We start from the raw sequence: 25,241 nt of genomic DNA, 5'->3' as shown, positions 1-25,241 counted from the left end.
GCGGAGCGCTAAGGCTTGACCGACCGGTAATACCGCCGCGCCCCCTCGTGCAACGCCAGCGGATCCGTATAGATCGCCGTGCGCAGATCCACGAGCTGCGCCGCATGGACCTGTGCCCCGATCCGGTCCCGGCTGTCGATCACCGTGCGGGTGAGCTTCTCCGTCAGATCCGGGTCCATGTCCTGCCGGGTCATCAGCAGGTTCGCGACGGCCACGGTGGGCACGGCGGAGCCCCGCTCGGCATCCGGGTAGGCATCGGCCGGCACCACGGCCGCCCGGTAGTACCGCGACGCGCCGCCCTGCGCGTGCAGCTTCGACACCAGGTCGGCGCCGATCGGCACCAGACGGGTCGGGAAGTGCCTCGACAACTGAGTGATGGCGCTGGTGGGCAGCCCGCCCGACCAGAAGAACGCGTCGATCCTGTGCTGCTTCAGCAGGTCGGGCATCGTCCCGATACCGTCGGGCAGGGACGTGATGTCCTTCTCGGGATCGAGCCCGGCCGCCTTGAGCACATGCTCGGCGATCAGCCGCACCCCGGAACCGCTCTGCCCCACGGCGACCGCGCGGCCCTTGAGATCCGCCACCGACCGCACGGCCGAGTCGCGAGGCACCACCAGGTGCACATAGTCGTCGTACAGCCGTGCGCAGCCGCGCAGTTCCGCGGCGCCGGGCTTGCCGGCCAGCCGGTAGGCCTCCACCGCGTCGACCGCCGCGAACGTGAAGTCCGCCTGCCCCGTGGCCACGCGCTCCACGTTCTCCTGCGACCCGTCGCTGTTCAGCAGCCGCACGTTCAGCTCGGGCATGTCCTTGGCGATGGCCGGCTGCAGGAGGGTGCCGTACTTCTGGTAGACGCCGGTCGGGGTGCCCGTACTGAAGGTGACCGTGCCGCTCGGAGACCGGTCGCCGAGCGGGAGCAGCCACCACAGCAGCAGCCCGACGACCGCGAACGCCGCCACCGAGCCCGGCAGCGCCCAGCGCCTGCCGATGCGGGGGAGAGCCTTGAACATGCGCGCGATCCTGCCAGGCCGCGGGCTCCCCTGGCCAGGGCAAGGGGGAGGACGAGGGCGGAACAGGGGCGGAAAGGACGACCGGTAGGGTCGTCCGATGCAGCCTTCCCCCGCCTCCCTCGTCCGTGAGTTCCACCGTGCCTTCGGCCTCGACGTCCGTACGGCGCCGACGGAGATCTCCCCCGAACTGGCCGCGCACCGCGGTGAGCTGCTCGCCGAGGAGGCCGCGGAGGTCGCCGAGGTGTCCGTCACCGGCCCGCTCGACCGGCTGGCGCACGAACTGGCCGACCTCGTGTACGTGGCGTACGGGACCGCTCTCGTGCACGGCGTCGACCTGGACGCGGTGATCGCCGAGATCCACCGCGCCAACATGACCAAGGTCGGCCCGGACGGCACGGTCTCCCGGCGGGCCGACGGGAAGGTCCTCAAGGGCGACCACTACCGTGCCCCGGATGTGGCGGCGGTCCTGCGCCGCCAGGGGTGGACCGCCGCGGGGTCGTAGCGAACCGGAGACCCTAGACTGGGGCGGCTCGTACCCATGATCTCGTACCCGTGATCCCGTCTCGACGATCCCGTTTCCATGATCAGGTGAGAACGCGCGTACTCCATGGCCAGGTGAGAAGAGGAGGATCCGGTGGCGGCAGGTGGCGGTGGTTTCGAGGACCCGTCCGCCGACGTGCTCGCGGACGCGGCCGCCGCCTTCGGGCTGCTGGCCTCCCCCGCACGGCTGCACATCGTGTGGGCGCTGGCGCAGGGCGAGAGCGATGTCACCGGGCTCGCCGAGCGCGTCGGCGGCGCGCTTCCGGCCGTGAGCCAGCATCTGACCAAGCTGAAGCTCGCCGGGCTCGTCCGCTCCCGCCGGGAGGGCCGCCGCCAGGTGTACTTCGTGGACAACACGGACGTCGTGGCCGTGATGCGGCTGATGGTGGGTCAGATGAGGGACCGCGCCGAGCAGGGCGGGGTACCGACGCCCCGGCTCCGTGGCCTCTGAGGCCGCCGTACCGTCGGCGACCGCGCCGGCCGTCCATGACCGGGAACCCACGGCCCTCCAGGCGCTGCGCCGGCTGGAGAGCACCCCGCGCGGGCTCACCGACGAGGAGGCTCAGGCGCGGCTCGCGGCCACCGGGGAGAACGTGCTCCCCGAGACGCGGACCGCCTCCTGGGCCGGACTCTTCGTCCGCGGACTGCGCGACCCGTTCACCACCGTCCTGCTCTGCCTCGGCCTGGTCTCGGCGGCCGTCACCGCCTGGGGCACGGCCGGTGTGATCCTCTCCCTCGTCGTGGTCAGCTGTGTGCTGCGCGCCACCGGTGAGCACCGGGCCGACCGTTCCATGGCCGCGCTGCGCGACCTCGTCACCACCACCGTGACCGTGCTGCGCCGCACGGACACGGCACCGGGCACGCCCGCGGTGCCGGTACCGGCGCAGGCGTCCTGGAGGCGCACTGTCCGCAGCGACGTCCGGCCGCCGCGGCAACGGGAGATACCGGCCGCCGAACTGGTGCCGGGCGACGTGATCCGGCTCGCGCCCGGCGACCTCGTGCCGGCGGACGTGCGGTTGCTGCGGGCGCGCGGGCTGACCGTCCACCAGTCCGCGCTGACCGGCGAGTCGGCGCCCGTGGCGAAGGACGCGCTCGACGCACCCGAGGCGTCCGGCGGCACAGGGCCCTTCGACCAGGCCCACCTCTGCTTCCAGGGCAGTACGGTCGCCTCGGGAAGCGGCACCGCGCTTGTCCTGGAGACCGGGGCCCGTACCCGGTTCGCCCGGGCGCACGGCACCCGTGCCCGGCGTGAGCCCAGCGCCTTCGACCGTTCCGTGCACGGCATTTCCTGGGTGCTGATCAGGTTCATGCTGCTCACCCCGCCGCTGGTCCTCATGGCCAACGCTGCGCTGCGCGGCAGGGGCCTCGAGACGCTTCCCTTCGCCGTCGCGGTCGCCGTGGGCCTGACCCCGGAGATGCTGCCCGTCATCGTCACCACCTGCCTGGCCCGCGGCGCCACCCTGCTGGCCCGCGCCCACGGGGTGATCGTCAAGCGCCTGCCCGCGCTGCACGACCTCGGCGCCGTGGACGTGCTCTGCGTCGACAAGACCGGCACCCTCACCCAGGACCGGCCGGTCGTCGAACGCGCCCTCGACGGCGGGGGCGCGGCCGCGCCCGACGTCCTGGACTGGGCAGCCGCCGGAGCCTGGTGGACTCTCCAGCTCGCCGACCTGCCCGCACCGGACGCGCTGGACGAGGCGCTCCTGGACGCGGCGGTCGGGGCCTGGGACGCGTACGAGGGCGTCGCGGCCCTGCCGTTCGACCCGGTACACGGGATCGCCACCGCAGTGGTCCGCGGCCGGCTCGGCACGCACACCCTCCTCGTCAGGGGCGCCCCCGAGGCCGTACTGGGGCGCTGCGCCCTGGAACCGGCGGAGCGGGAACGGCTGCTCGCGCTGGCGGCGCGCGAGGCCGACGACGGCCTTCGGCTGCTCGCGGTCGCCACGGCCGACCGCCCCGCCCACACCCGCCCGTACACCCCCGCCGACGCCCGCGGTCTGGTCTTCCGCGGCTTCGTGACCTTCCGGGACGCCCTCGCGCCCACCGCCGCGCGTGCCCTGCGGGACCTCGCCGCCCTCGGCGTCAGCGTCCGGGTCCTCACCGGCGACCACCCGGGCACCGCGGCCCGCGCCTGCCGCGACCTCGGCCTGGACCCCGGTGCCGTACGCACCGCCGGAGCGGCGGACGAACGCGACGCGACCGTCGTCGCCCGCTGCACCGCCGAGGACAAGGCGCGGATCGTGGCCGCCCTGCGCGCGGCGGGGCACACGGTCGGCTTCCTCGGCGACGGCGTCAACGACGTGCCCGCGCTGCGCGCCGCCGACGTGGGCGTCGCACCGCGCGACGCCGTCGCCGTGGCCCGCGAGAGCGCGGACGTCGTCCTCGCCTACAAGGACCTCACCGCGATCGACCAGGCGGTCACCGCCGGACGCCGCAGCAGCGGCAACATCGCCGCCTATCTGCGGGTCACGCTCTCCTCGAACCTCGGCAACGTCGTGGCGATGCTCGCCGCGGGCCTCCTCCTGCCGTTCCTGCCGATGCTCCCGGCCCAGGTCCTCGCCCAGAACCTGTGCTTCGACGCGGCCCAGCTCGCCTTCGCCCACGACCGGCCCGCCCGACGCGAGCTGAGGCGGCCCACCGTGCTGCGCCCCCGTGACTTCCTGCGCTACATCACCGGCTTCGGCGTGGTCAACGCGGTCGCCGACCTGGCCACCTTCGCCGTTCTCGCGTTCGCCCTGTACGGCCCCGACGCGCTGGACGACGAAGTGGTCTTCCACTCCGCGTGGTTCACCGAGAACCTGCTCACCCAGGCCCTGGTCATGGTGTTGCTGCGCTCCGGCCGTACCCGGGCCGAGGGCCGCGCCGGCGGCCCGGTCGGCCGGGCCGCGACCGTCCTCGCCGCCGTCGGGCTCCTGCTGCCGCTGACCCCGCTCGGCTCCCTTCTCGGCCTGTCCGCGCTGCCGGTGGCGTACTACCCGCTGCTCGCCGCCGTCCTCGCGCTGTACGCGATCGCCCTGAGGGTGCTCAGGGTGCGCTACGAGCGGCCGCCGGGGGCAGCACGGGGTGCTGCCCGTCAGCCGTAAGTGAGGTTGGCACAGGGGTTGTCGTCGGCGGATCGGGCACCTTCGGCCACCTTGCTCGGCACCGCCGTCGGGGCCGCGGAGGCCGGGGCCGCGGGGGCGTCCGCATAGGCCTGGCCGAGGACCAGGCTGACTCCCGGAGTCGTCACGGACTCCAGCCGCGCGCCGGGGAACAGACGCGCCACGGTCTGTGCGGCGGCCTCACGGCCGGGCCCGTACTCGATGAGCGTCGTCCGGTGGTCCTGGGTCTGTGCCGTCGCGGTGCCCGTGACCGCGAAGTCATGAGCGGCGAGCGTGCCCGCGGCCCGGGCGGCGAGGCCGCGGACGGCGGTCCCGTTGTAGACGGCGACGCTCACACCGGCACCGGAGACCGGGGCGGTGGGGCTCGGCGAGGGTGCCGCGGAGGCCTGAGCGGCGTCCCCCTTCTTGCCGCTCGCGTCCTTGCCGTCGAGGGTGCGGTCGGCCTTGAGCGCGGCCCAGAGGGCGTCGGCGTCCGGTTGGACGATCGCGACGTGCTCGCCCTGGTAGCGCCAGGGGATGGTGATGAACTTGGTGTTGTGCAGGTCGATGTCCTGGAGGGACATCGCGAAGGATATGAGCTTGTCGGCGGAGCCGAGCCCCGGGTCGACGGTCAGGGACTTGGTGGCGGCGTCCGCGAGAGGCAGCAGCTTGGTCGGGGTCAGGCCCTTGCTCTTCACCTCCTTCATCAGGCTTCCCACGAAGGCCTGCTGACGCTTGATACGGCCGATGTCGGAGCCGTCGCCGATGCCGTGCCGGATGCGGACGTAGTCCAGGGCCTTCTGCCCGGACACCGTCTGCTCGCCCTTGGTGAACAGCAGCTGGCCCCGGCTGGTGAGATTGGGGTTCAGATCACGCGCGTAGATGTCCTGCGGCACGCACACCTGCACCCCGCCCACCACCTGCGTCAGGCTCGCGAAGCCCTTGAAGTCGACCACGACGGTGTGGTCCACGCGCAGTCCGCTGAGCTTCTCGACCGTGTTCTGGGTGCAGGCCGGGTTGCCCTTGGCGGTCTCCCCGACGGAGTAGGCCGCGTTGAACATGGTGTTGGGCTGCGCCTTTGTCCAGCTGCCGTCGGGCAGCCTGCACGGCGGGATGGTGAGCAGGGTGTCGCGGGGGATGGAGACCGCGACCGCGTGTTGGTGGTCGGCGTAGATGTGCAGCAGGAACGCGGTGTCGGAGCGGCCTATGTCGCTCTTGTCACCGCCGCCGAGCGCGCTGTTGCCGTCGGTGCGCGCGTCCGAGCCGATGACGAGGACGTTCTCCCCCTTGGACGAACCGGCGGGCGGCCGGTCGTCGGACAGCCCCCCGGCGTCGAAGGTGTTGATGTTGCCGTTCAGCCGCAGATAGATCCAGCCGGCCCCGGCCGTCGCGAGGATCACCAACGAGACGCCGAAGGCGAGCGCGTACCGCGCCCGGCGGCCGCGTATGTGCCCACGGCGCCCCTCGGGGGAGCCGCCTTCCTCACCGCCGTCGCCGCCTCGGCGTGGCGATGCGGAGCGTCGGCTGCTGGTCATCGTCATGGGTGGCCTCATCCGGTCCGGTTTCACAGGACGGTTTTGTACAGTTGCGCAATGTAGCAAGCTTCATTCGGTGGGCTGCGACGGACGCCGTCCTCGGCCCGGGCGAGAAGGGCGGGTGCGGCATGTTCCGCAACGGACTGGAACCCTGGCACCTGTTGGTTCTGGCGATCGTCGTCATCGTCGTGTTCGGCTCCAAGGGGCTGCCCGACACCGCCCGCGCGCTGGGCAAGTCGATGCGCATCCTCAGGAGCGAGGCGAGGGCGATGAAGGACGAGGGCCCGCCCGCGTCCGCCGCCCAGCCGCCCACCGCCGCCCGGTGAGGCACCTGAATCAGGGGCTCGCGCTGTCGTAGCCGTACGCCAGGGGTTCGCTGTGCACGCCGAGTTGACGGCGGTAGACGTACAGCGCTTCCACCCGCACACCGTCCACCGGGGAGTCGACCCGGCAGGGACAGGTGACCTGCAGCACCGAGGGTCGGCCCGCGACCTGCATGCGCAGGCCGTCGGCCGGGCCGCCGGTGAGCACCGCCGTTTCCCACTTCGTCGCGACATGGAGATCCATGTCTGTACTTTAAAGTTGCGCAATGTCTTAAGTGTTGTGAACTCCGACACGTGGTTCGCGCGGCTTGAAGCAGAAATGACCTTCACCCCCCGACGGACCGCAAGACTCCGACGGGCCCGTCGGGTCCTATGAGTCCGACGGGTCCGATGGTTCCGACAGTTATGACGGTTGCGACGGCCCTGAAGGTTCCGGCGGCTCGCCCGGCCCGCGAGCCGTCGCGGCTCCATCCCTCTTCTTCGGGGGGAATCCCCGCTTTCAGGCGGGGAGGGAATCCGATTCTGAGCCCTGCGGCGCGGAGCGCCGCAACATCGCTGCGTAGTGCTCCACTGGCGGCCTGCGTTCAGTCGGGCCGCTTCTGGTTCTCGATGTAGTCCTTGACCACCTGGAGCGGTGCCCCACCGCAGGACCCGGCGAAGTAGGAGCCGGACCAGAACCGGCCGTGCATGATCGCCGGGTTGACGTGGCCGGTGAACTCCTGCCGCAGGCGGCGCGAGGAGACGCCCTTGAGGGAGTTGACCAGGTTCGAGAGTGCGACCTTCGGCGGGTAGTGCACCAGCAGGTGTACGTGGTCCTCTTCTCCGTTGAACTCGACCAGGTCGGCTTCGAAGTCCTCGCACACCTTCCGCATGATCTCTTCGCAGCGGGTCAGCATGGCGTCGTTGAAGACGGTGCGCCGGTACTTGGTGACGAACACCAAGTGTGCATGCAGGTCATAGTCGACGTGACGGCCGCGCCTCACATCGGGGTTTGGTTCCCAGCGTGGTGACATAACCCAATGCTATGATGTTGCTGTCTCAAGCTGGCGGAGTGGGTGAACCAGTGATCCGCGCCTACAAGTTCCTCATGAGGCCCACCGTGGGCCAGCAGGGTGCCTTGACGGCGATGCTCCGCGATCACTGCACCCTCTACAACGCCGCCCTTCAAGAGCGGCGGGACGCCTACCGGCACGCCTCGAAGACGACGGTCCGCTACGGACAGCAGTCCGGCCAGCTCAAGGACATCCGCGCCTTCGACCCGGACCAGGCTCAGTGGTCATTCAGCTCCCAGCAGGCCACCTTGCGGCGTCTGGACACGGCGTTCGCCGCGTTCTTCCGCCGCGTCAAGGCCGGAGAGAAGCCGGGGTATCCGCGTTTCCGATCGGGCAAGCGGTTTGACACCGTGGACTTCCCCAGGGACGGCGACGGCTGCCGCTGGGACTCCACCCCTCACGACCCCGTCACCCGCCTACGCCTCCAGGGCGTCGGACACGTCAAGGTGCACCAGCACCGGCCGGTGATCGGCAAGGTCAAAACGATCTCGGTGAAGCGGGAAGCGCGCCGCTGGTACGTCGTCCTCACCGCCGACCAGGCCCAGCCCGAACCGCTTCCCGCGACCGGCGCCGTGATCGGCATCGACCTCGGGACAGCCAACTTCCTCGCCACCTCTGACGGCGAATTCGTGGCCAACCCGCGCCACGGCCACAAGGCCACCGCCAAGCTCAAAGCCGCCCAGCAGGCCCTGAGCCGCTGCAAGCGCGGCAGCAAGCGACGCCGCAAGGCCGTAGAGGCGGTGGCGCGCCTGCATCGCAAAGTCCGTCGTCAACGCCTGGACCACGCGCACAAGACCGCTCTTGACCTGGTGCGTGGCAATGACTTCATCGCGCACGAAGACCTCAAGATCCGCAACATGAGCAAGGCGCCGGCGCCGAAGCCGGACGCCGAGCAGCCCGACGCGTTCCTGCCCAACGGGGCGAGCGCGAAGGCCGGGCTCAACCGCTCGATAGCTGATGCCGGATGGGGGGTGTTCCTCGCGATCCTCGCGGCCAAGGCGGAAGGCGCCGGGCGAGCGGTGATAGCGGTGGACCCCCGCAATACCTCACGGCGGTGCCCCGAATGCGGGCACACCGCCAAGGAGAACCGGCCCACACAGGAAGAGTTCCACTGCGTCTCGTGCGGCCACCACGCGCACGCTGACACGGTGGGCGCCCTGAACGTTCTACGGGCCGGGCTGGCCCGTCGCGACGCCAACCCGGCTTAGCGAGAAGCCACCCCGTTTACGGGGTGGAGGAGTCACGAAGTGGATTGTCACCAAAACCCTTGCGCTCCGTCGCCTTCAGTGACGGCCGCCCGCGCGAGGGAGCGCCCGGCTTGATGCTCGTATCGTGGGAACTCGGGGGCGAAGGCTGTTCGGCACCTCATGCGGCGCCGGCCGAGCGCGAGGGAGGCTGTTCCTTTGCCGAACGGGCCCCGGACCGCCACCTCCGCCGTCCCCGCCTCCCCGGGCCGACGGGGTGCGGGCGTGCGCCCGTCGGTCGGGTACGGGGCCGGGTTCTGGTTCGTGGCGTTCGCGTTCACCGTCCTGATGGGCTTCGGCACCGCCCCCGCCGCGCTGTGGCCGCTCTACGCCGCCCAGGACGGGTTCGGGGCGACCACGATCACCGTCGTGTCCGCCATGGTGGCCGTCGGAGCCGCCATCGGCTTTCTCGGCCTCGGACACCTGTCCGACCGCTACGGCCGCCGACGCGTCGTCCTCGCCGCGCTCACCGTGACCTTGATCGCCGCCCTGCTCATGACCTGGTGGCAGGGCCTCGTCGGGCTGCTGATCGGCCGCTTCCTCAACGGCGTGGGCATCGGTCTCATGGCGTCCACCGCCACCGCCTATCTGCACGACCTGTACGCGAGGGCGCACGAGGAAACCTCTCGCGCCGGGCTGCCGGAGGTGGTCGCGACGGGAGCCAACCTCGGCGGACTGGCCCTCGGTCCGCTGATCGCCGGAGCGGTGGTGCTCTGGACGCGGCAACCGCTGACCGTCACCCAGTTCGGCTTCGCCGTGGTGCTCGCGGTATGCCTGCTGCTCGCCCTGGTCACCCCGGAGACCGTGGAGGTGAGCCATACGGCGCGGTGCAGGCCGGCACGCTTCGCACTGCGTCCCGGCGCGCTGGGACTGTATGTCTCCGCCGTGGGTCTCGCCTTCTGTTCCTACGCGCTCTTCGGCCTGGTCACCGCGCTGGGCGCGGTCATGCTGCGCACCGAGTTCCGTGTTTCCTCGGCGTTCGTGGCCGGTCTGGCGCCGTTCCTGATGTTCAGCGCCTCCGCGCTGGCCGAGCTGGCCCTGGCCCCGCTCTCGCCGCGCCGTCTGCTGACCGTGGGCACCGCGGCCTTCCCTCTGGGCCTGGCCCTGGTGGCGCTGTCCGTCTACGAGGCGAGGCTCTGGCTGTTCCTCGCGGCCACGGCTGTGGCGGGGGCCGGCGGGGGAGTCCTGTTCAAGGTCTGCATCGACCGGTCCGTGAGAGCCGCCGCCCCCGCGTCCCGGGCGGGTGTCCTGGCCGTCACCTTCGTCGCCGGATACGCGGGACTTGGGCTGCCCATAGTGGTCTTCAGCGTTCTGGCCCACCACCTGGGCACCCCCGTCACCATGATCTGCTTCGCGGCGGCTCTCACAGGGGTAGTGGCGGTCAGCTCTCTCGGCCGACGCTCGCCACGAAGAGCGTCGCGTCACCCGCCGCCGTGACCGTGCCGTCCGCGGCCGAAAGGGGCCGGAGGCCCCGGAGGTGCTCCAGCCCAGCCGTGGGCAGATGTGGGCTGCCGTGGGCAGGCGTGGCGTCCGGGTTTTCCCGGCCCCCTTACGCTTGACGCATGACCAGCAGCAGCGACCGGAGCCAGACAGTGGACGTCAAGACATACGAAGTGCGCACCTACGGGTGCCAGATGAACGTCCACGATTCCGAGCGATTGTCCGGGCTGCTCGAAGAGGCCGGTTACGTGCGCGCGCCGGAGGGGTCGGACGGGGACGCCGACGTCGTCGTCTTCAACACCTGTGCCGTCCGTGAGAACGCCGACAACCGGTTGTACGGGAACCTCGGCCGTCTCGCGCCGAAGAAGGCCGAGCGTCCCGGGATGCAGATCGCCGTCGGCGGCTGTCTCGCGCAGAAGGACCGCGACACCATCGTGAAGAAGGCGCCCTGGGTGGACGTCGTCTTCGGCACGCACAACATCGGCAAGCTGCCCGTCCTCCTCGAACGCGCCCGCGTGCAGGAGGAGGCGCAGGTCGAGATCGCCGAGTCGCTGGAAGCCTTCCCCTCCACGCTGCCCACGCGCCGCGAGAGCGCGTACGCGGCATGGGTGTCGATCTCCGTCGGCTGCAACAACACCTGCACGTTCTGCATCGTCCCGGCCCTGCGCGGCAAGGAGAAGGACCGCAGGCCCGGCGACATCCTCGCCGAGGTCGAGGCCCTTGTCGGCGAGGGCGCCTCGGAGATCACGCTGCTCGGACAGAACGTGAACGCCTACGGCTCCGACATCGGCGACCGTGAGGCCTTCAGCAAGCTGCTGCGCGCCTGCGGCGCGATCGAAGGCCTGGAGCGCGTGCGCTTCACCTCGCCGCACCCGCGCGACTTCACCGACGACGTCATCGCGGCCATGGCCGAGACGCCGAACGTGATGCCGCAGCTCCACATGCCGCTGCAGTCCGGCTCGGACACCGTCCTGAAGGCGATGCGCCGCTCCTACCGGCAGGAGCGCTACCTCGGGATCATCGAGAAGGTGCGGGCGGCCATCCCGCACGCCGCGATCACCACGGACATCATCGTCGGCTTCCCGGGCGAGACCGAGGAGGACTTCGAGCAGACGCTGCACGTGGTGCGCGAGGCGCGGTTCGCGCAGGCCTTCACCTTCCAGTACTCCAAGCGCCCCGGCACGCCGGCCGCGATCATGGACGGCCAGATCCCCAAGGAGGTCGTCCAGGCCCGCTACGAGCGTCTGGTCGCCCTCCAGGAGGAGATCTCCTGGGAGGAGAACAAGAAGCAGGTCGGCCGCACCCTGGAACTGATGGTCGCCGAGGGCGAGGGCCGCAAGGACGGAGCCACCCACCGGCTGTCCGGCCGCGCCCCCGACAACCGCCTGGTGCACTTCACCAAGCCGGACGAGGAGGTCCGCCCCGGCGATGTGGTGACCGTCGAGATCACGTACGCCGCGCCGCACCACCTGCTCGCCGAGGGCCCCGTCCTGGGCGTGCGCCGTACGGCCGCCGGTGACGCCTGGGCCAGGCGCAACGCGGCTCAGGCCGCCAAACCGGCCGGTGTGATGCTGGGACTGCCGAAGATCGGTGCCCCCGCGCCCCTGCCCGAGACCACCACCGCCGGAGCGTGCGGCTGCGACTGACGGCGGTGCCGCCGGCGGCACGACGCGCACGCGCCCGGCGGGGTTACGCTGCGGATCATGCTTGTTGCCGCCGCCGTCTGCCCCTGTCCGCCACTGCTCGTTCCCGAGGTCGCCGCGGGCGCCGCACCCGAACTGGAGGGCGCCCGCACCGCCTGTGTGGACGCGCTCGGTGTGCTCGCCGCCGCGCGCCCGGACCGGCTGGTGGTCGTCGGCCCCGCGGAGGTGAGCGAGACCGTCACCTACGCGGAGGGGACGCGGGGGTCGTTCCGCGGCTTCGGAGTGGACGTCGGCGTACGGCTGGGCCGCGGTACGCCGTCGTCGGCGCCCGGGCCGGAGCTCGCGCCCTCGCTCGCCGTCGCCGCGTGGCTTCTGGAGCGCACCGGCTGGGAGGGGGCGCCCGTCGAGGGGCTGGGCGTCGCGGAATCCCTCGCTCCGCGGCGGTGCGAGGAGGTGGGAGCAGAGATCGCCGGAGCGGCGGGCCGGGTGGCCCTGCTGGTCATGGGAGACGCCAGCGCGTGCCGCACGCTCAAGGCGCCGGGCTATCTGGACGAGCGTGCGGCTGGGTTCGACGAGCGGGCCGCGCGTGCGCTGGAGACCGTGGACACGGCGGCGCTCGCGGCCCTGGACGCGGGCCTGGCCCGGGAACTCCAGGCATGCGGCCGGGGTCCCTGGCAGATCCTCGCGGGCGCGGCCGAGGGGGCGGGTCTGTCCGGTGCGCTCCTGTACGACGACGCGCCGTACGGCGTGGGATATCTGGTGGCGGCCTGGTCCTGAGGGCCAGGCCAGTTGCACCAGGGCGGGTGACACGGCGGACGGCCGGGAGAGCATGCCCCGCGGCCGTCCGCCGAGAGCCCTCCGCCGATGTGTGCCCTGCCCTGGGGTGTGGCCGTCAGGGGAGGTGCTTGATCAGGAGGCCGTGGGCGGCTGCTGTGCGTCCGGAGGCGTCCCTTCACCGCCCGCCGGGCCCGAGTCCCGGTGCGCGATGCGCTCCATGGCGCCCTTCGCCTTGCCCGTGCCGGTGTGGATCTTGTCGCTGTACTTGCCCTTGGTCTTCTCGTCGATCATCTTCGCCGCCTTGTCGAGGCCGCGATCGACTTTCCCCTCGTGCTGCTGGGCGAACTCCGTGACCTTGGTTTTCAGGTTGTCCACGAGACCCATGATCCACCTTCCCATGCGGAGGGCATTTACGTGCGGGCGTCCTGGTCGGCCCGGACCTCGCTGTCGATGGCATTCCCGGCGGACTGCTGCCCGGGGATCGCGACGCCGTCGTCACCGGACTCGGGTGCGCTGTGCTCCGCCGGGGTGCTGTGCTCCACCGGGGCCCCAGGTGCGGCCTCGGCGAGCTCTTTCGCCTCGTCCGCTGCATCCGCCTCGGCCGGGGCCGTCGGCTCCGGAACCCCCGCCTCGGCGGACTGTGCCTCCTCCGTCGTCCTCGACCTGCGAAAAAGCCGTGCCAATACGCCCATATCCACTCCATACGTTACCTGCGCGGGCGAAATACCGCGTGGCCCGGTGCGTCCGGTCGCATCGCCCGCACCGCACGCGCTCGAATCGGTGACCGGGCCCCCGCAACAGGCAACGACCCCGCACGGAGGGCGTCACGTAGCTCGTTCGAGGTGACGTCCGCGCGTTTGCGAGACTGTTGCGATGAGTAGTGCAGCTCCCGCGCCGCGGGTCATCGCCGTCGTCGGGCCGACCGCGGCCGGAAAGTCCGATCTGGGCGTCTTCCTGGCCCAGCAGCTCGGCGGTGAGGTCGTCAACGCCGACTCCATGCAGCTCTACCGTGGGATGGACATCGGCACCGCGAAGCTGACCCTTCAGGAGCGCGGCGGTGTGCCGCACCATCTGCTGGACATCTGGGACGTGACCGTCACCGCGTCCGTGGCCGAGTACCAGCGTCTCGCCCGCGCGAGGATCGACGCTCTGCTCGCCGAGGGCCGCTGGCCCGTCCTGGTGGGCGGCTCGGGGCTGTATGTGCGCGGCGCGATCGACAACCTGGAGTTCCCCGGAACCGACCCCGAGGTCCGCGCCAGGCTGGAGGAGGAGCTGGCGCTGCGCGGCCCGGGGGCGCTGCACGCGCGGCTGGCCGCCGCCGACCCGGAGGCGGCACGCGCGATCCTGCCCGGAAACGGCCGCCGTATCGTCCGGGCCCTGGAGGTCATCGAGATCACCGGGCAGCCCTTCACCGCCAACCTGCCGGGCCATGACTCGGTCTACGACACCGTCCAGATCGGTGTCGACGTGACGCGCCCCGAACTCGACGAGCGCATCGCGCACCGGGTCGACCGGATGTGGGAGGCGGGGCTCGTCGAGGAGGTGCGCACGCTGGAGGCGCAGGGACTGCGCGAGGGGCGCACGGCATCACGCGCGCTCGGGTATCAGCAGGTGCTCGCGGCGCTCGCCGGGGGGTGCACGCTGGACGAAGCCCGCGCCGAGACGATTCGCGCCACCAAGCGCTTCGCGCGCCGTCAGGATTCATGGTTCCGCCGCGACCCGCGGGTGCACTGGCTCAGTGGGGCCGCCTCGGATCGAACGGAACTTCCGCACCTCGCACTGACGTTGCTCGAACGAGCGGTTACAGCCTGATCACGTGATGGCATCGGGACGCTCCGGCCGCCGTCCGGGCCCGTGACGGCATGCCATCATCAAGCTTCGATCGACCGAGCAGAGTCCGAGTGGGGAGGGCACGTGGCGATGGAGGCCGGCCCTCGCGACACCGCACAAGGCGCGGAGTACGAAAGCGCGGCGCGCGGGGACCAGACACTCAGCTCCGACGGCCCCGACGAACAGCCGCCGAGCGTTGTGAGCGACGACGGGCCGCAGCCGGACCCGCTGACCACCGGGCCCGAGGTCGAAGAGGTCGAGGTCGAGCTGCGTCCGCAGCGCCGGCTGCGGATCTGGCAGCTCGCCCCCATCGTGGCACTGGCGGCGGTCGGCTCCCTGATGTTCGCCTTCCCCCTGGCGTTCGAGTTCGGCGACGGCGGTGCCGTGGTCGCCATGCTCGGTCTGCTGATCTTCTCGTGCGCGGCCGGTTGGGGCATGATGGCCGCCCGCCGGGTCGGCTACACCTGGCCGGGCCTGCCGCCACGCGGCTCCGGACGCCGCCCGGACTGGCGCGTCATCCTCGGTTACACCGTCGTGGTCGCCATGGTCGCGGTGCTGGCCGTGGGGCGCGTGGCCCGGCTGCGCTGACGCGGGTCCGCCCAGCGGACCGCCCGCCCGGACTGCCGGCGCCACCCCGTACGATCGAGGAATGAGCACGCGGATCGCCTTCCTCAAGGGGCACGGCACCGAGAACGACTTCGTGATCGTCCCGGACCCCGAGAACACCGTCGACCTGCCCCCGGCCGCCGTCGCCGCCCTGTGCGACCGCCGCGCGGGCATCGGCGGCGACGGTCTGCTGCACGTGGTGCGGTCCGCGGCGCACCCCGAGGCCCGGGAGATGGCCGCCGAGGCGGAGTGGTTCATGGACTACCGCAACGCGGACGGCTCGATCGCCGAGATGTGCGGCAACGGCGTGCGGGTGTTCGCGCGCTACCTGCAGCGCTCCGGTCACGTGAGCGAGGGCGACCTCGCCATCGCCACGCGCGGAGGCGTGAAGACCGTGCACATCGCCAAGCCCGGATCCGGGCGGGGCGGCGCGGCCGAGGGCGACATCACCGTGGGCATGGGCAGGGCCCTTCTGCCCGAGGGCGATGTCACGGTCGCCGTCGGGGAACGCAACTGGCCCGCGCGCAACGTCAACATGGGCAACCCGCACGCGGTCGCGTTCGTCGACGACCTCGCGGACGCGGGCAACCTCTACACCGCGCCCGGGTTCAGCCCTGCCTCCGCCTACCCGGACGGCGTGAACGTCGAGTTCGTCGTCGACCGGGCACCCGGGCATGTCGCGATGCGCGTCCATGAGCGCGGCTCCGGAGAGACCCGCTCGTGCGGCACGGGCGCGTGCGCGGTCGCTGTCGCCGCGGCCCGCAGGGACAGCGCCGACCCGGCGACGACGGGCGTCCCCGCGACGTACACGGTGGACGTCCCCGGCGGCACGCTGGTGATCACCGAGCGCCCGGACGGCGAGATCGAGATGACCGGACCCGCGGTGATCGTCGCCGAGGGCGAGATCGACGCCCACTGGCTGGCGACCGCCGTCCGCTGAGCCCCGAAGGGACCGCGGCGGCCGGTGCCCCGATCCTCTCCGGTGCCGCGGCAGGCTACGTTTGCCCGGGGCGAACGTAGCCTGACCCGGCCTGATCCAGACGAAAGACCCTAGGGGGGCGACCGGACGGCGCGCGGGAGCACGCGGTGGCACATCGATGGCGGCACTTCGCGGCCGGGTGTGATCGGGCGTGGCCGGAAAACGCCCCCGATGGAGTCCGTGCCCGGCCCCCGTATGGCGGCTTGCGGCCCTTGGAACTCTCCGATCCGCAGTTCCGGTCCTGATGGTGTGTTCGATTCGACGGTGTCCGTCAATGCCCTTGGCGGGAAACCGTAAACGCCTGTTCCTTCGCTCGAATGGGTGATCCCCTTCACGCTCGGCGAGAGCCGGTCGGGCATGCGTGATGGGCTCGGTAGCATCAAGCACCGGCCCGGACGGGGGACCGCTGCCATCCCCTGTGCCGTGTTCGCCCTGGGGCACCCGTCCGCCGGTCCACGCAGCCGGAGGTGCCCATGAGTGCGGAGGCCACGAATCCTGCCGACCCTGCCCCCGTGACACCGGGAGCGCACCGCAGGAAGAGCCGCCCCCGGATCGACCTGCGCCGCCTGGGACGGGCGGCGCTGCTCGGCTCCGCCATCCGTGACCGGCTGCCCGACGCCATCGGTCACATCGGCGAGGCGCACCGTGCCCACCACCCGGACGCCAACCTCGAACCCCTGCGCCGCGCCTACCTGTTGGCGGAGTCCTCGCACCGGGGCCAGATGCGCAAGAGCGGGGAGCCGTACATCACGCATCCCCTCGCGGTGACCCTGATCCTCGCCGAACTCGGCGCCGAGGCCACCACCTTGACGGCCTCTTTGCTGCACGACACTGTCGAGGACACGGATGTGACGCTCGACCAGGTGCGCGAGGAGTTCGGCGAGGAGGTGTGCTACCTCGTCGACGGTGTGACCAAGCTGGAGAAGGTCGACTACGGGGCCGCCGCCGAACCCGAGACCTTCCGCAAGATGCTCGTAGCCGCGGGCAACGACGTCCGCGTCATGTCGATCAAACTCGCCGACCGCCTGCACAACATGCGCACCCTCGGCGTGATGCGGCGCGAGAAGCAGGAACGCATCGCCAAGGTCACCCGGGACGTGCTCATCCCGCTCGCCGAACGGCTCGGTGTACAGGCGCTGAAGACGGAACTGGAGGACCTGGTCTTCGCGGTCCTGCATCCCGAGGAGTACGAGCACACCAGGGAACTCATCGACGAGAACGCGGCGCACGGCGACGACCCGCTCGCCCGGACGGCCGAACAGGTGCGCACGGTACTGCGCGAGGCCGGGATCCAGGCCGAAGTCCTCATCAGGCCACGCCACTTCGTCTCGGTCCACCGCATCTCCCGAAAACGGGGGCGGCTGCGCGGCGCGGACTTCGGACGCCTGCTGGTGCTCGTGAACGAGGACGCCGACTGCTACGGAGTCCTCGGCGAACTGCACACCTGTATGACCCCGGTGGTCTCGGAGTTCAAGGACTTCATCGCCGTCCCGAAGTTCAACCTCTACCAGTCGCTGCACACGGCGGTCTCGACCGGAGACGGCGAGATCGCGGAAGTCCTCATCCGCACCCACCAGATGCACAACGTGGCCGAGGCCGGCGTCGTCGCTCTCGGCAATCCCTACGCGCCCGCCTCCGACGACCCCGCCGACGGCGAGCGGGCCGACCCGACCCGCCCCGGCTGGCTCTCCAGGCTCCTGGAGTGGCAGGAGGCCGCGCCCGACACCGACACCTTCTGGTCGACGCTGCGCGAGGACCTCGCCCAGGACCGGGAGATCACCGTGTTCCGGCCCGACGGCGGCACCCTGGGGCTGCCCGAGGGCGCGAGCTGCGTCGACGCCGCGTACGCCCAGTACGGCGAGGACGCGCACGCCTGCATCGGCGCCAGCGTCAACGGCCGGCTGGCGACACTGAGCACCGTCCTCAAGGACGGCGACACCGTACAGCTCCTCATGGGCCAGGACCCGGCCTCGGAACCCTCGAGGGAGTGGCTGGAACACGCCCACACGGCCGCCGCCCGGATCGCCATCCAGCGGTGGCTGGCCGCGCATCCGCACCACACGGACCCGTCCGACGACACGGCGCGCATGGACGAAGGCCCGTCCGACGCGACAGTGGCGCGCACCGCCGCGCTCGGCCCCGAGGCGCGCCCGCCCGCGCTGCCCGCCCACCCCACCCCGGATCCGTACGGGGCGCGCACGGCCAACGCCGTTGTCGATCTGCCCGGAGCCTTGGTCCGTCTCGCGGGCTGCTGCACTCCCGTACCGCCCGACGAGGTCACCGGCTTCGTGGTGCGCGGCGGTGCCGTGACCGTCCACCGCGCCGAATGCGCGGGCGCGGCACGCATGAAGAGCGACGGGCGAGCGGAGGTCGAGGTGCGCTGGGGCGGCACCACCGAGTGCCGTGTCACGCTCGTCGCCGAGTCCTTCGGACGCCCCCACCTCCTCGCGGACCTCACGGAGGCCATCGCGCAGGAGGGCGCCGGGATCGTGTCGGCGACCGTCGAGCCCCCGAGCCAGCAGCGCGTACGCCATACGTACACGCTCCAACTCCCGGACGCCACGCACCTTCCGTCCCTGATGCGGGCGATGCGCAACGTCCCCGGCGTGTACGACGTGACGAGAGCCCAGCATCCGGCTACCGCGTTGTGACCTGCGGCGCGTAACTGGATTTGCGCAGTTCCCCGCGCCGCCCCTGCCGGGGGTGGGTGCGGTGCGTTGTGATCTGCGGGCACGTCGTGGCGGTTTGCGCAGTTCCCCGCGCCCCTGTCAGGGGTGGCCTTCGGGGAGTCGGCCGCCGACACGGCCGCGGGCGCGTGCGGCGTCCAGGCCTTCGCGGGTACCGGAGACGATGAGCTCGCGGATGAACTGGTTGTCTTGAATTGGTCGTGCGGTGATCGTCATGGCGAGGGGTGAGTGCCCCCGGTCAGTAGGCCAGTGCGGTCATGTGGTCGGGGTGGTGGGCGGCGACGTCGTGGGCGGCTTGGACGAAGGCGGCGACGGCTGCGGATCGCGAGGTCTCCGGCCAGGCGACCATGACCGCGCTGGGGCTGAGGCCGGTGACCGGCCGGTATGCGATGTCCGGGCGCTGGTGCCGCTTGGTGGTGGACAGTGACAGGAACGCCACCGCCTGGCCCAGCGCGACCACCTCCAGGAGTTGCTCGACGCTGGCCACGAGCGGCCCCTCAGGAGTGTCGGCCGGCGCCAAGCCTGTGTGGCCATCGCCTGCTTCCGCTCCGTCGCATCCTGTGTAGTAGGCGGTGGTGGAGGGGGCGGCCCCTTTCCAGCGTGGGATCGGTTCGCCCTTGAGGTCGGTCAGCCGCAGTCGTCGGCGTCCGGCCAGGCGGTGCGCGGCGGGGAGAACGGCCAGTCGCGGCTCGACCACGAGCGTCAGGGAATCCAGCCCTTGACCGTCGAACGGGCTGCGCAACAGCGCTACATCGGCACGGCCGTCCCGCAGCATGGCGATCGGCTCTCCGCTGCCGCCGACGACGACTTCAGGCGGCGGCAGATGCGAACCCGTTCCCCGGTAGGCGGCGAGGATCTCCCGCAGCAGCCCGGCATCGCCTCCCGGCTTGACCGCCACGACGAGTTGAGGTGTCGGCTGACCGGCCCGGCGTGCACGCCGGGCCGCGGCGTGCACCGCGTCGACCGCGATCCGGGCCTGGTCGAGCAGCACCTGACCGGCGGTGGTCAGCCTCACCTGTCGGGTGGTGCGCTCCAGCAGGCGTACACCGAGCCGGGACTCCATCTGAGCGATCGCCTTCGACAGCGGGGGCTGCGCCATCCCCAGGCGTTGCGCGGCCCGGCTGAAGTTCAGTTCCTCGGCGACCGCGATGAAGTACCTCAGCTCCCGCACCTCTAGCTCACTCATATCTGTGGACTATAGATCCAGAGTCTTCTGGTCTTTCCCTGCCGCCCGTGGACGAGGGGAGGCTGGGTGCCATGACGACTTCGCAGAAGACTGCTCTGATCACCGGCGCGAACAAGGGCATCGGCAAGGAAACGGCGCGCAGGCTCGCAGCCCTCGGCATCACCGTGCTGATCGGCACCCGCAACGCCGAGCGTGGCGAGGCGGCGGCCGAGGAGCTTCGCGCCGAGGGCGCCGACGTACGGTTCGTACCGCTGGACGTCACCGACGAGATCTCGGTCCAGGCCGCCGCCAAGCACATCGACGCCACGTTCGGCCGCCTCGACATCCTCGTCAACAACGCCGCGATCGCCCCCGGACCGCAAAAACCGAGTGAAACCCCAGCCGCCACCGTCCGGCAGGTCTACGAGACCAACGTGTTCGGCGTCATCGCGGTGACCCACGCCATGCTTCCCCTGCTCCGCCGCTCCGCCGCCGCACGCATCGTCAACATGTCCAGCGAACTCGGCTCCCTCGCCCACCTGGCCGACCCGGGCAGCCCGTGGTCCGACTACTCCTCGATTCTTCTCCCTTACTGCACCTCGAAGAGCGCGCTGAACGCGATCACCGTGCTCTACGCCAATGAACTGCGCGCCGAAGGGATCCTGGTCAACGCGGTGAGTCCTGGCTACTGCGCGACCGACCTCAACCGCCACACCGGGATACGCACGGCGGAGGAGGGCGCGGCCATCGCGGTTCGCCTGGCGGCCGTCGGCGAGGACGGCCCGACCGGCGCCTTCCTGGCCGAGGACGGGCCGATTCCCTGGTGAGACCATGCCGCGCCGTCTCCGCCCGAAGCCTGCCGGGGTGCTTTCAACCTCCGCCGTGACGATCACTGGCCTCTTGTGTGGCGCCCATCCCCACGGGCTTTACTGGTAGGGGTCCCAGTAGTTCACGCCGAAAAAACAACGCTGAGGACTCAGCCGCAGGTCAGCGTGCGGGTTCCACCAGGGTCGTAGCAGTCTGCGCGTCGTACTCGCGGAGCATCCGCATGACGGTGGCGGGTGAGGGGTGTTGGCCCCACTTCTTGCCGGTGCGGATGACGAGTCGGGAGGCGATCTCCCGGAGAGACAGGTGTCCGGTGTCCCGCAGGCGTACGGCGGTGGCGAGCATGCCGTTGTCGGAGACCGGCACCCCGCCGATGGTCTTGCCGGCGAGGGGGCCGGCTCGATCCCCGCGTCGCGCAGGTCCTCGGCGACCGGGATGGCGCGGCGGCGCGGTGTTGAAACGGGGACCACCTATGAAACGCCCGCCCGCGCGAACACCTGTGTGCCCCCCGACCACCCGTCAAAACTTCTGACAGCAACACCGGTTTCTTGGTCCGTTCCTACTCGGACCCCCGCCCGTCCCCCAACCCTACGCAGCCCCTCGCCGGCGTCGGCGCTCTGCTCGGCCGTGCCGTCGCCGTAGGCGGCCCGCCAGCCTGGGTCCGCCACAGCCGGGCGTCCGAGATGTCCGCGATCCGCGGGGAGAACCGGTAGCCGCAGATCGCGAACAGCCCGAAGACGATGTCGCTGTAGGACGCGGTGTCGGTCACCACGGTCTCCGGCCGCACCCCCGCCGTCGCGGCCCAGCAGCGCGTCCAGGATGAACAGCGAGTCCCGCAGGGTGCCGGAAACCACCACTCCGCCCAGGATGTGCTCGCGCGGCGCAGGCGCATGCAGGCAGAGTTCGCGCCCCTGCCGAGCGCATCCCTCCGCTGCGCCGACACGGATCCGCGCCTGATCAGGGGCGCGGGAACTGCGCGAACAGCCACGACGTGCCCGCACCTGTCGGCGTGCCGGGCCATCCCGCTAGGGGCGCGGGGAACTGCGCGACAAATTACCGCGGACCCGAAGATCGCCACGTACCGCGACCATCCCGACAGGGGCGCGGGGAACTGCGCAAAACCAGCCACGCACCCGCAGGGCACGCACCCGCAGGGCACGGCTCCGCCGCGCGGGCGCAATTCAGGTGGCCCCGACGCGCGTCTTCACCGCACGACCAGCGCGCGCTGGTAGCCGTGGTCCATGCCCGACAGCCCCTGCCCCGCACCCCGCCGCGCCCGCCGCACCAAGGCGACCCTCCTCGCCTCCGTGATCTGCGGCACCCTGATCGCCGCGAGCGCGCCCCCGACCCCCGTGGCCTTGGGCATCGGCGACCGGCTCTTCCCGACGCTCGGCAACCCCGGCTACGACGTCCTGTCGTACGACCTCTCCTTCACCTACCCCGGCAGCAACAGCAGGCCGCTCACCGCCGTCACCAAGATCGACGCGCGCACCACGGACATCCTGCAGAGCTTCAACCTCGACTTCGCGCACGGCACGGTGGAGTCCATCGATGTCAACGGTGAGCCCGCGACCTTCACCAGCGCGGGGGAGGATCTGGTGGTCACACCGGACACCCCGCTCGCCAAGGGAAGCGCGCTGCGGATCACCGTGCGGCACACCAGTGAGCCGGTGGCGGCCAAGGGCTCGGACGGCGGCTGGGTGCGGACCGACGACGGGCTCGCGATGGCCAACCAGGCCGACGCCGCCCATTTCGTCTTCCCGTGCAACGACCATCCCTCCGACAAGGCGATGTTCACCTTCCATGTGACCGTCCCGGACGGCTACACGGCGGTGGCCAACGGTCTGCCCGTGGACGTACGGCACGGCAGCGGGAACACCACCTGGAGCTACCGGAGCGGGCACCCCATGGCGACGGAACTCGCCCAGGTCTCCATCGGCCGCAACGCCGTACTGCACCGCACGGGACCGAACGGACTGCCCATCCGCGATGTCGTACCCGCGAAGGACGTGAAGGCGCTCGAACCGTGGCTGGTGAAGACCTCCGACCAGATCGCCTGGATGGAGAGGAAGGTCGGCCCGTATCCCTTCGAGAACTACGGGCTGCTGATCGCCGGGGCGCAGACCGGCTTCGAGCTGGAGACCCAGACGCTCTCCCTCTTCGAGAAGGGAGTGTTCACGCAACCCTTCTACCCCAAGTGGTACGTCGAATCGATCATGGTGCACGAGCTGTCCCACCAGTGGTTCGGCGACAGCGTCAGCCCCCGTACCTGGTCCGACCTGTGGCTCAACGAGGGACACGCCACCTGGTACGAGGCCCTGTACGCGCAGGAGACCGCGCAGCGGCCCATGGAGACCCGTATGAGGGCGGCGTACGGACTCTCGGACCTGTGGCGTTCCTCAGGGGGCCCGCCGGCCGCTCCCAAGGCCGCCACGGCCGGAAAGAAGATCAGTATCTTCCGCCCGAATGTCTACGACGGCGCCGCGCTCGTCCTCTACGCGCTGCGCCAGGAGATCGGAACCCCGGCCTTCGAGCGGCTGGAGCGGCTCTGGGTGGCCCTGCACCGGGACGGCACGGCGGATACGGCAGATTTCGAGAATCTCGCGTCCGACGTCGCCGGACGCGATCTGAGTGCCTTCTTCCAGGGCTGGCTCTACGGCGACAAGACGCCTCCGATGCCGGGGCACCCCGACTGGAAGAGTGACGCGCGGCAGGCCGCGCCCAAGGCCACGCGGTAAGTCGGATGACGCGACGGGCCACGCCGTGCGACCATTTTCGGGTCGGCGGCGCGGCGTCCCTCAGGGCGATGGGCGGCCGGGAATGTCCCGGGCCGCTCGAGCGTTGCCAAGGTGACCGGTGGTATGGCCGATGAGGCCGCCCCCAGTCCCGCATACGGATCCCCAACGACGTAAGGACCCAATGACCTCCTCTTCTTCCCCTTCCCAGGACACCAGGCGCTTTGCGTACGACCACCCCGAGGGACTTCGGGCCGATGCCCTGATGGAAGAGGACGTCGCCTGGAGCCAGGAGATCGACCAGGAGCGGGACGGCGATCAGTTCGACCGCTCCGAGCGGGCGGCTCTGCGCAGGGTCGCGGGCCTGTCCACCGAGCTCGAGGACGTCACCGAGGTCGAGTACCGGCAGCTGCGCCTCGAGCGCGTGGTGCTCGTCGGGGTCTGGACCTCGGGCACCGCTCAGGACGCGGAGAACTCGCTCGCGGAGCTGGCAGCCCTCGCCGAGACGGCCGGCGCGCTCGTGCTCGACGGTGTGATCCAGCGCCGCGACAAGCCCGACCCGGCCACCTACATCGGTTCGGGCAAGGCCGGCGAGCTGCGTGACGTCGTGCTCGAGACCGGCGCCGACACCGTCATCTGCGACGGTGAGCTCAGCCCCGGCCAGCTGATCCACCTCGAGGACGTCGTCAAGGTCAAGGTCATCGACCGTACGGCCCTGATCCTGGACATCTTCGCCCAGCACGCCAAGTCCCGGGAGGGCAAGGCGCAGGTCGCGCTCGCACAGATGCAGTACATGCTGCCGAGGCTGCGCGGCTGGGGCCAGTCGCTGTCCCGGCAGATGGGCGGCGGCAGCGGCGGCCTGGCGACCCGTGGTCCCGGTGAGACCAAGATCGAGACGGACCGGCGGCGGATCCGCGAGAAGATGGCGAAGATGCGCCGGGAGATCGCGGAGATGAAGACCGGCCGCGAGGTCAAGCGCCAGGAGCGCAGGCGGCACAAGGTGCCGTCGGTCGCCATCGCGGGCTACACCAACGCCGGAAAGTCCTCCCTGCTCAACCGTCTCACGGGCGCGGGCGTGCTGGTCGAGAACGCGCTGTTCGCGACCCTGGACCCGACCGTGCGCCGGGCCGAGACGCCGAGCGGCAGGCTGTACACCCTGGCCGACACCGTCGGCTTCGTACGGCACCTGCCGCACCACCTGGTGGAGGCGTTCCGCTCCACGATGGAGGAGGTCGGCGACTCCGACCTGATCCTGCACGTGGTGGACGGTTCGCACCCGGTGCCGGAGGAGCAGCTGGCCGCGGTGCGAGAGGTGATCAGGGACGTCGGCGCCACCGAAGTACCCGAGATCGTCGTGATCAACAAGGCGGACGCGGCCGACCCGCTGGTGCTCCAGCGGCTGCTGCGGATCGAGAAGCACTCCATCGCGGTCTCGGCCCGTACCGGCAGGGGCATCGCCGAGCTGCTCGCGCTGATCGACGTCGAGCTGCCCCGGCCCTCGGTCGAGATCGAGGCGATCGTGCCGTACACGCATGGCCGGCTGGTCGCGCGCGCCCACTCCGAGGGCGAGGTGATCTCCGAGGAGCACACCCCGGAGGGCACTCTGCTCAAGGCCCGGGTGCACGAGGAACTGGCCGCGGAACTGGCGCCGTACGCTCCCGCTTCCCTGCTCTGATCCCTCGGGGGACTCTTCGGCCCCCGCGAAAAGGCCCGCTCTCCCTCGCGAACGGAATACACCTTCCGTTCGGGGGAGAGCGGGCCTTCGCGCGCCCT

The 25,241-nt window shown here is 71.1% G+C and carries 24 protein-coding genes and 1 pseudogene; 15 read left to right on the top strand and 10 right to left on the bottom strand.

What is annotated here, in order from left to right; translation table 11 throughout:
* Positions 1-8: 8 nt before the first annotated feature.
* Positions 9-1,007, bottom strand: a complete 999-nt coding sequence (locus ABZ845_RS21985) for a TAXI family TRAP transporter solute-binding subunit (RefSeq protein ID WP_360982183.1) — start codon at positions 1,005-1,007, stop codon at positions 9-11.
* A 97-nt stretch (positions 1,008-1,104) separates the two neighbouring features.
* On the opposite strand from ABZ845_RS21985, the gene ABZ845_RS21980 reads away from it, so the two are divergent.
* From ABZ845_RS21980 to mgtA, 3 genes are all read left to right on the top strand, one after another.
* A complete protein-coding gene (locus ABZ845_RS21980) occupies positions 1,105-1,509 on the top strand; it encodes a hypothetical protein (protein ID WP_360982181.1) in 405 nt (134 codons plus the stop codon).
* Between the two features lie 132 nt (positions 1,510-1,641).
* The gene (locus tag ABZ845_RS21975; protein WP_360982179.1) at positions 1,642-1,998 is read left to right on the top strand and encodes a metalloregulator ArsR/SmtB family transcription factor; all 357 of its coding nucleotides are present in this window, start codon (positions 1,642-1,644) and stop codon (positions 1,996-1,998) included.
* Positions 1,988-4,630: a magnesium-translocating P-type ATPase gene (mgtA, locus tag ABZ845_RS21970; RefSeq protein ID WP_360982177.1), complete on the top strand. Its 2,643-nt coding sequence runs from the start codon at positions 1,988-1,990 to the stop codon at positions 4,628-4,630. The genes ABZ845_RS21975 and mgtA overlap by 11 nt, the downstream gene beginning before the upstream one ends.
* Here mgtA and ABZ845_RS21965 read toward each other — a convergent pair.
* On the bottom strand, positions 4,621-6,162 hold the full coding sequence (locus ABZ845_RS21965; protein ID WP_360982207.1) for an LCP family protein: 1,542 nt from the start codon (positions 6,160-6,162) through the stop codon (positions 4,621-4,623). The two genes, mgtA and ABZ845_RS21965, sit on opposite strands and share 10 nt — an antisense overlap.
* Before the next feature lie 128 nt (positions 6,163-6,290).
* On the opposite strand from ABZ845_RS21965, the gene tatA reads away from it, so the two are divergent.
* Positions 6,291-6,488 carry a Sec-independent protein translocase subunit TatA gene (tatA, locus tag ABZ845_RS21960; RefSeq protein ID WP_360982175.1) on the top strand — a complete coding sequence of 66 codons (198 nt, stop codon included), beginning with the start codon at positions 6,291-6,293 and terminating at the stop codon, positions 6,486-6,488.
* A 10-nt stretch (positions 6,489-6,498) separates the two neighbouring features.
* On the opposite strand, the gene ABZ845_RS21955 is transcribed toward tatA, so the two are convergent.
* Positions 6,499-6,729: a hypothetical protein gene (locus ABZ845_RS21955; RefSeq protein WP_360982173.1), complete on the bottom strand. Its 231-nt coding sequence runs from the start codon at positions 6,727-6,729 to the stop codon at positions 6,499-6,501.
* Between the two features lie 340 nt (positions 6,730-7,069).
* A complete protein-coding gene (tnpA, locus tag ABZ845_RS21950) occupies positions 7,070-7,498 on the bottom strand; it encodes an IS200/IS605 family transposase (RefSeq protein WP_360982171.1) in 429 nt (142 codons plus the stop codon).
* 50 nt (positions 7,499-7,548) lie between these two features.
* Here tnpA and ABZ845_RS21945 point away from each other — a divergent pair, with 50 nt between their 5' ends.
* The 4 genes from ABZ845_RS21945 to ABZ845_RS21930 all read left to right on the top strand — a co-directional run bounded on the left by ABZ845_RS21945 (position 7,549) and on the right by ABZ845_RS21930 (position 12,641).
* Positions 7,549-8,745 (top strand): transposase, encoded by a 1,197-nt coding sequence (locus ABZ845_RS21945; protein ID WP_360982205.1) that lies wholly within the window; start codon positions 7,549-7,551, stop codon positions 8,743-8,745.
* Between the two features lie 195 nt (positions 8,746-8,940).
* Entirely contained in the window at positions 8,941-10,218 is a 1,278-nt protein-coding gene (locus tag ABZ845_RS21940) for an MFS transporter (protein ID WP_360982169.1), read from the top strand.
* Positions 10,219-10,343: 125 nt separating this feature from the next.
* Entirely contained in the window at positions 10,344-11,867 is a 1,524-nt protein-coding gene (gene miaB, locus ABZ845_RS21935) for a tRNA (N6-isopentenyl adenosine(37)-C2)-methylthiotransferase MiaB (protein WP_360982167.1), read from the top strand.
* Between the two features lie 57 nt (positions 11,868-11,924).
* Entirely contained in the window at positions 11,925-12,641 is a 717-nt protein-coding gene (locus ABZ845_RS21930) for a class III extradiol dioxygenase subunit B-like domain-containing protein (RefSeq protein WP_360982165.1), read from the top strand.
* Positions 12,642-12,773: 132 nt separating this feature from the next.
* On the opposite strand, the gene ABZ845_RS21925 is transcribed toward ABZ845_RS21930, so the two are convergent.
* Together ABZ845_RS21925 and ABZ845_RS21920 are read right to left on the bottom strand one after the other, a co-directional pair.
* The gene (locus ABZ845_RS21925; RefSeq protein ID WP_360982163.1) at positions 12,774-13,025 is read right to left on the bottom strand and encodes an antitoxin; all 252 of its coding nucleotides are present in this window, start codon (positions 13,023-13,025) and stop codon (positions 12,774-12,776) included.
* 26 nt (positions 13,026-13,051) lie between these two features.
* Positions 13,052-13,333: a hypothetical protein gene (locus ABZ845_RS21920; RefSeq protein WP_360982161.1), complete on the bottom strand. Its 282-nt coding sequence runs from the start codon at positions 13,331-13,333 to the stop codon at positions 13,052-13,054.
* Between the two features lie 181 nt (positions 13,334-13,514).
* On the opposite strand from ABZ845_RS21920, the gene miaA reads away from it, so the two are divergent.
* The 4 genes from miaA to ABZ845_RS21900 all read left to right on the top strand — a co-directional run bounded on the left by miaA (position 13,515) and on the right by ABZ845_RS21900 (position 18,707).
* Positions 13,515-14,453, top strand: coding sequence for a tRNA (adenosine(37)-N6)-dimethylallyltransferase MiaA (gene miaA, locus ABZ845_RS21915; protein WP_360982159.1), 939 nt, complete (start codon positions 13,515-13,517; stop codon positions 14,451-14,453).
* A 108-nt stretch (positions 14,454-14,561) separates the two neighbouring features.
* The gene (locus ABZ845_RS21910; RefSeq protein ID WP_360982203.1) at positions 14,562-15,059 is read left to right on the top strand and encodes a hypothetical protein; all 498 of its coding nucleotides are present in this window, start codon (positions 14,562-14,564) and stop codon (positions 15,057-15,059) included.
* 61 nt (positions 15,060-15,120) lie between these two features.
* Positions 15,121-16,017, top strand: a complete 897-nt coding sequence (dapF, locus tag ABZ845_RS21905; protein WP_360982157.1) for a diaminopimelate epimerase — start codon at positions 15,121-15,123, stop codon at positions 16,015-16,017.
* Between the two features lie 512 nt (positions 16,018-16,529).
* Entirely contained in the window at positions 16,530-18,707 is a 2,178-nt protein-coding gene (locus tag ABZ845_RS21900; RefSeq protein ID WP_360982155.1) for an HD domain-containing protein, read from the top strand.
* A 117-nt stretch (positions 18,708-18,824) separates the two neighbouring features.
* Here ABZ845_RS21900 and ABZ845_RS21895 read toward each other — a convergent pair whose 3' ends face one another.
* Positions 18,825-18,959, bottom strand: a complete 135-nt coding sequence (locus tag ABZ845_RS21895; RefSeq protein ID WP_360982153.1) for a hypothetical protein — start codon at positions 18,957-18,959, stop codon at positions 18,825-18,827.
* A gap of 22 nt (positions 18,960-18,981) precedes the next feature.
* On the bottom strand, positions 18,982-19,929 hold the full coding sequence (locus tag ABZ845_RS21890) for a LysR family transcriptional regulator (RefSeq protein WP_360982151.1): 948 nt from the start codon (positions 19,927-19,929) through the stop codon (positions 18,982-18,984).
* A 71-nt stretch (positions 19,930-20,000) separates the two neighbouring features.
* On the opposite strand from ABZ845_RS21890, the gene ABZ845_RS21885 reads away from it, so the two are divergent.
* Complete coding sequence (locus ABZ845_RS21885) at positions 20,001-20,735, top strand: SDR family oxidoreductase (RefSeq protein WP_360982149.1); 735 nt, start codon at positions 20,001-20,003, stop codon at positions 20,733-20,735.
* Between the two features lie 160 nt (positions 20,736-20,895).
* On the opposite strand, the gene ABZ845_RS21880 is transcribed toward ABZ845_RS21885, so the two are convergent.
* Together ABZ845_RS21880 and ABZ845_RS21875 are read right to left on the bottom strand one after the other, a co-directional pair.
* Positions 20,896-21,099, bottom strand: coding sequence for a hypothetical protein (locus ABZ845_RS21880; protein ID WP_360982148.1), 204 nt, complete (start codon positions 21,097-21,099; stop codon positions 20,896-20,898).
* 292 nt (positions 21,100-21,391) lie between these two features.
* Positions 21,392-21,599 (bottom strand): annotated as a pseudogene (locus ABZ845_RS21875) (Tn3 family transposase); the annotation flags it as partial.
* Between the two features lie 375 nt (positions 21,600-21,974).
* On the opposite strand from ABZ845_RS21875, the gene ABZ845_RS21870 reads away from it, so the two are divergent.
* Positions 21,975-23,471 (top strand): M1 family metallopeptidase, encoded by a 1,497-nt coding sequence (locus tag ABZ845_RS21870; RefSeq protein WP_360982146.1) that lies wholly within the window; start codon positions 21,975-21,977, stop codon positions 23,469-23,471.
* Positions 23,472-23,652: 181 nt separating this feature from the next.
* Entirely contained in the window at positions 23,653-25,143 is a 1,491-nt protein-coding gene (gene hflX / locus ABZ845_RS21865; RefSeq protein WP_360982144.1) for a GTPase HflX, read from the top strand.
* The last annotated feature ends 98 nt before the right edge of the window (positions 25,144-25,241 follow it).

It is taken from the genome of Streptomyces sp. NPDC047022 (assembly GCF_040644155.1).
Classification (GTDB): domain Bacteria; phylum Actinomycetota; class Actinomycetes; order Streptomycetales; family Streptomycetaceae; genus Streptomyces.
This window is presented reverse-complemented; position numbering and strand designations above follow the sequence as displayed.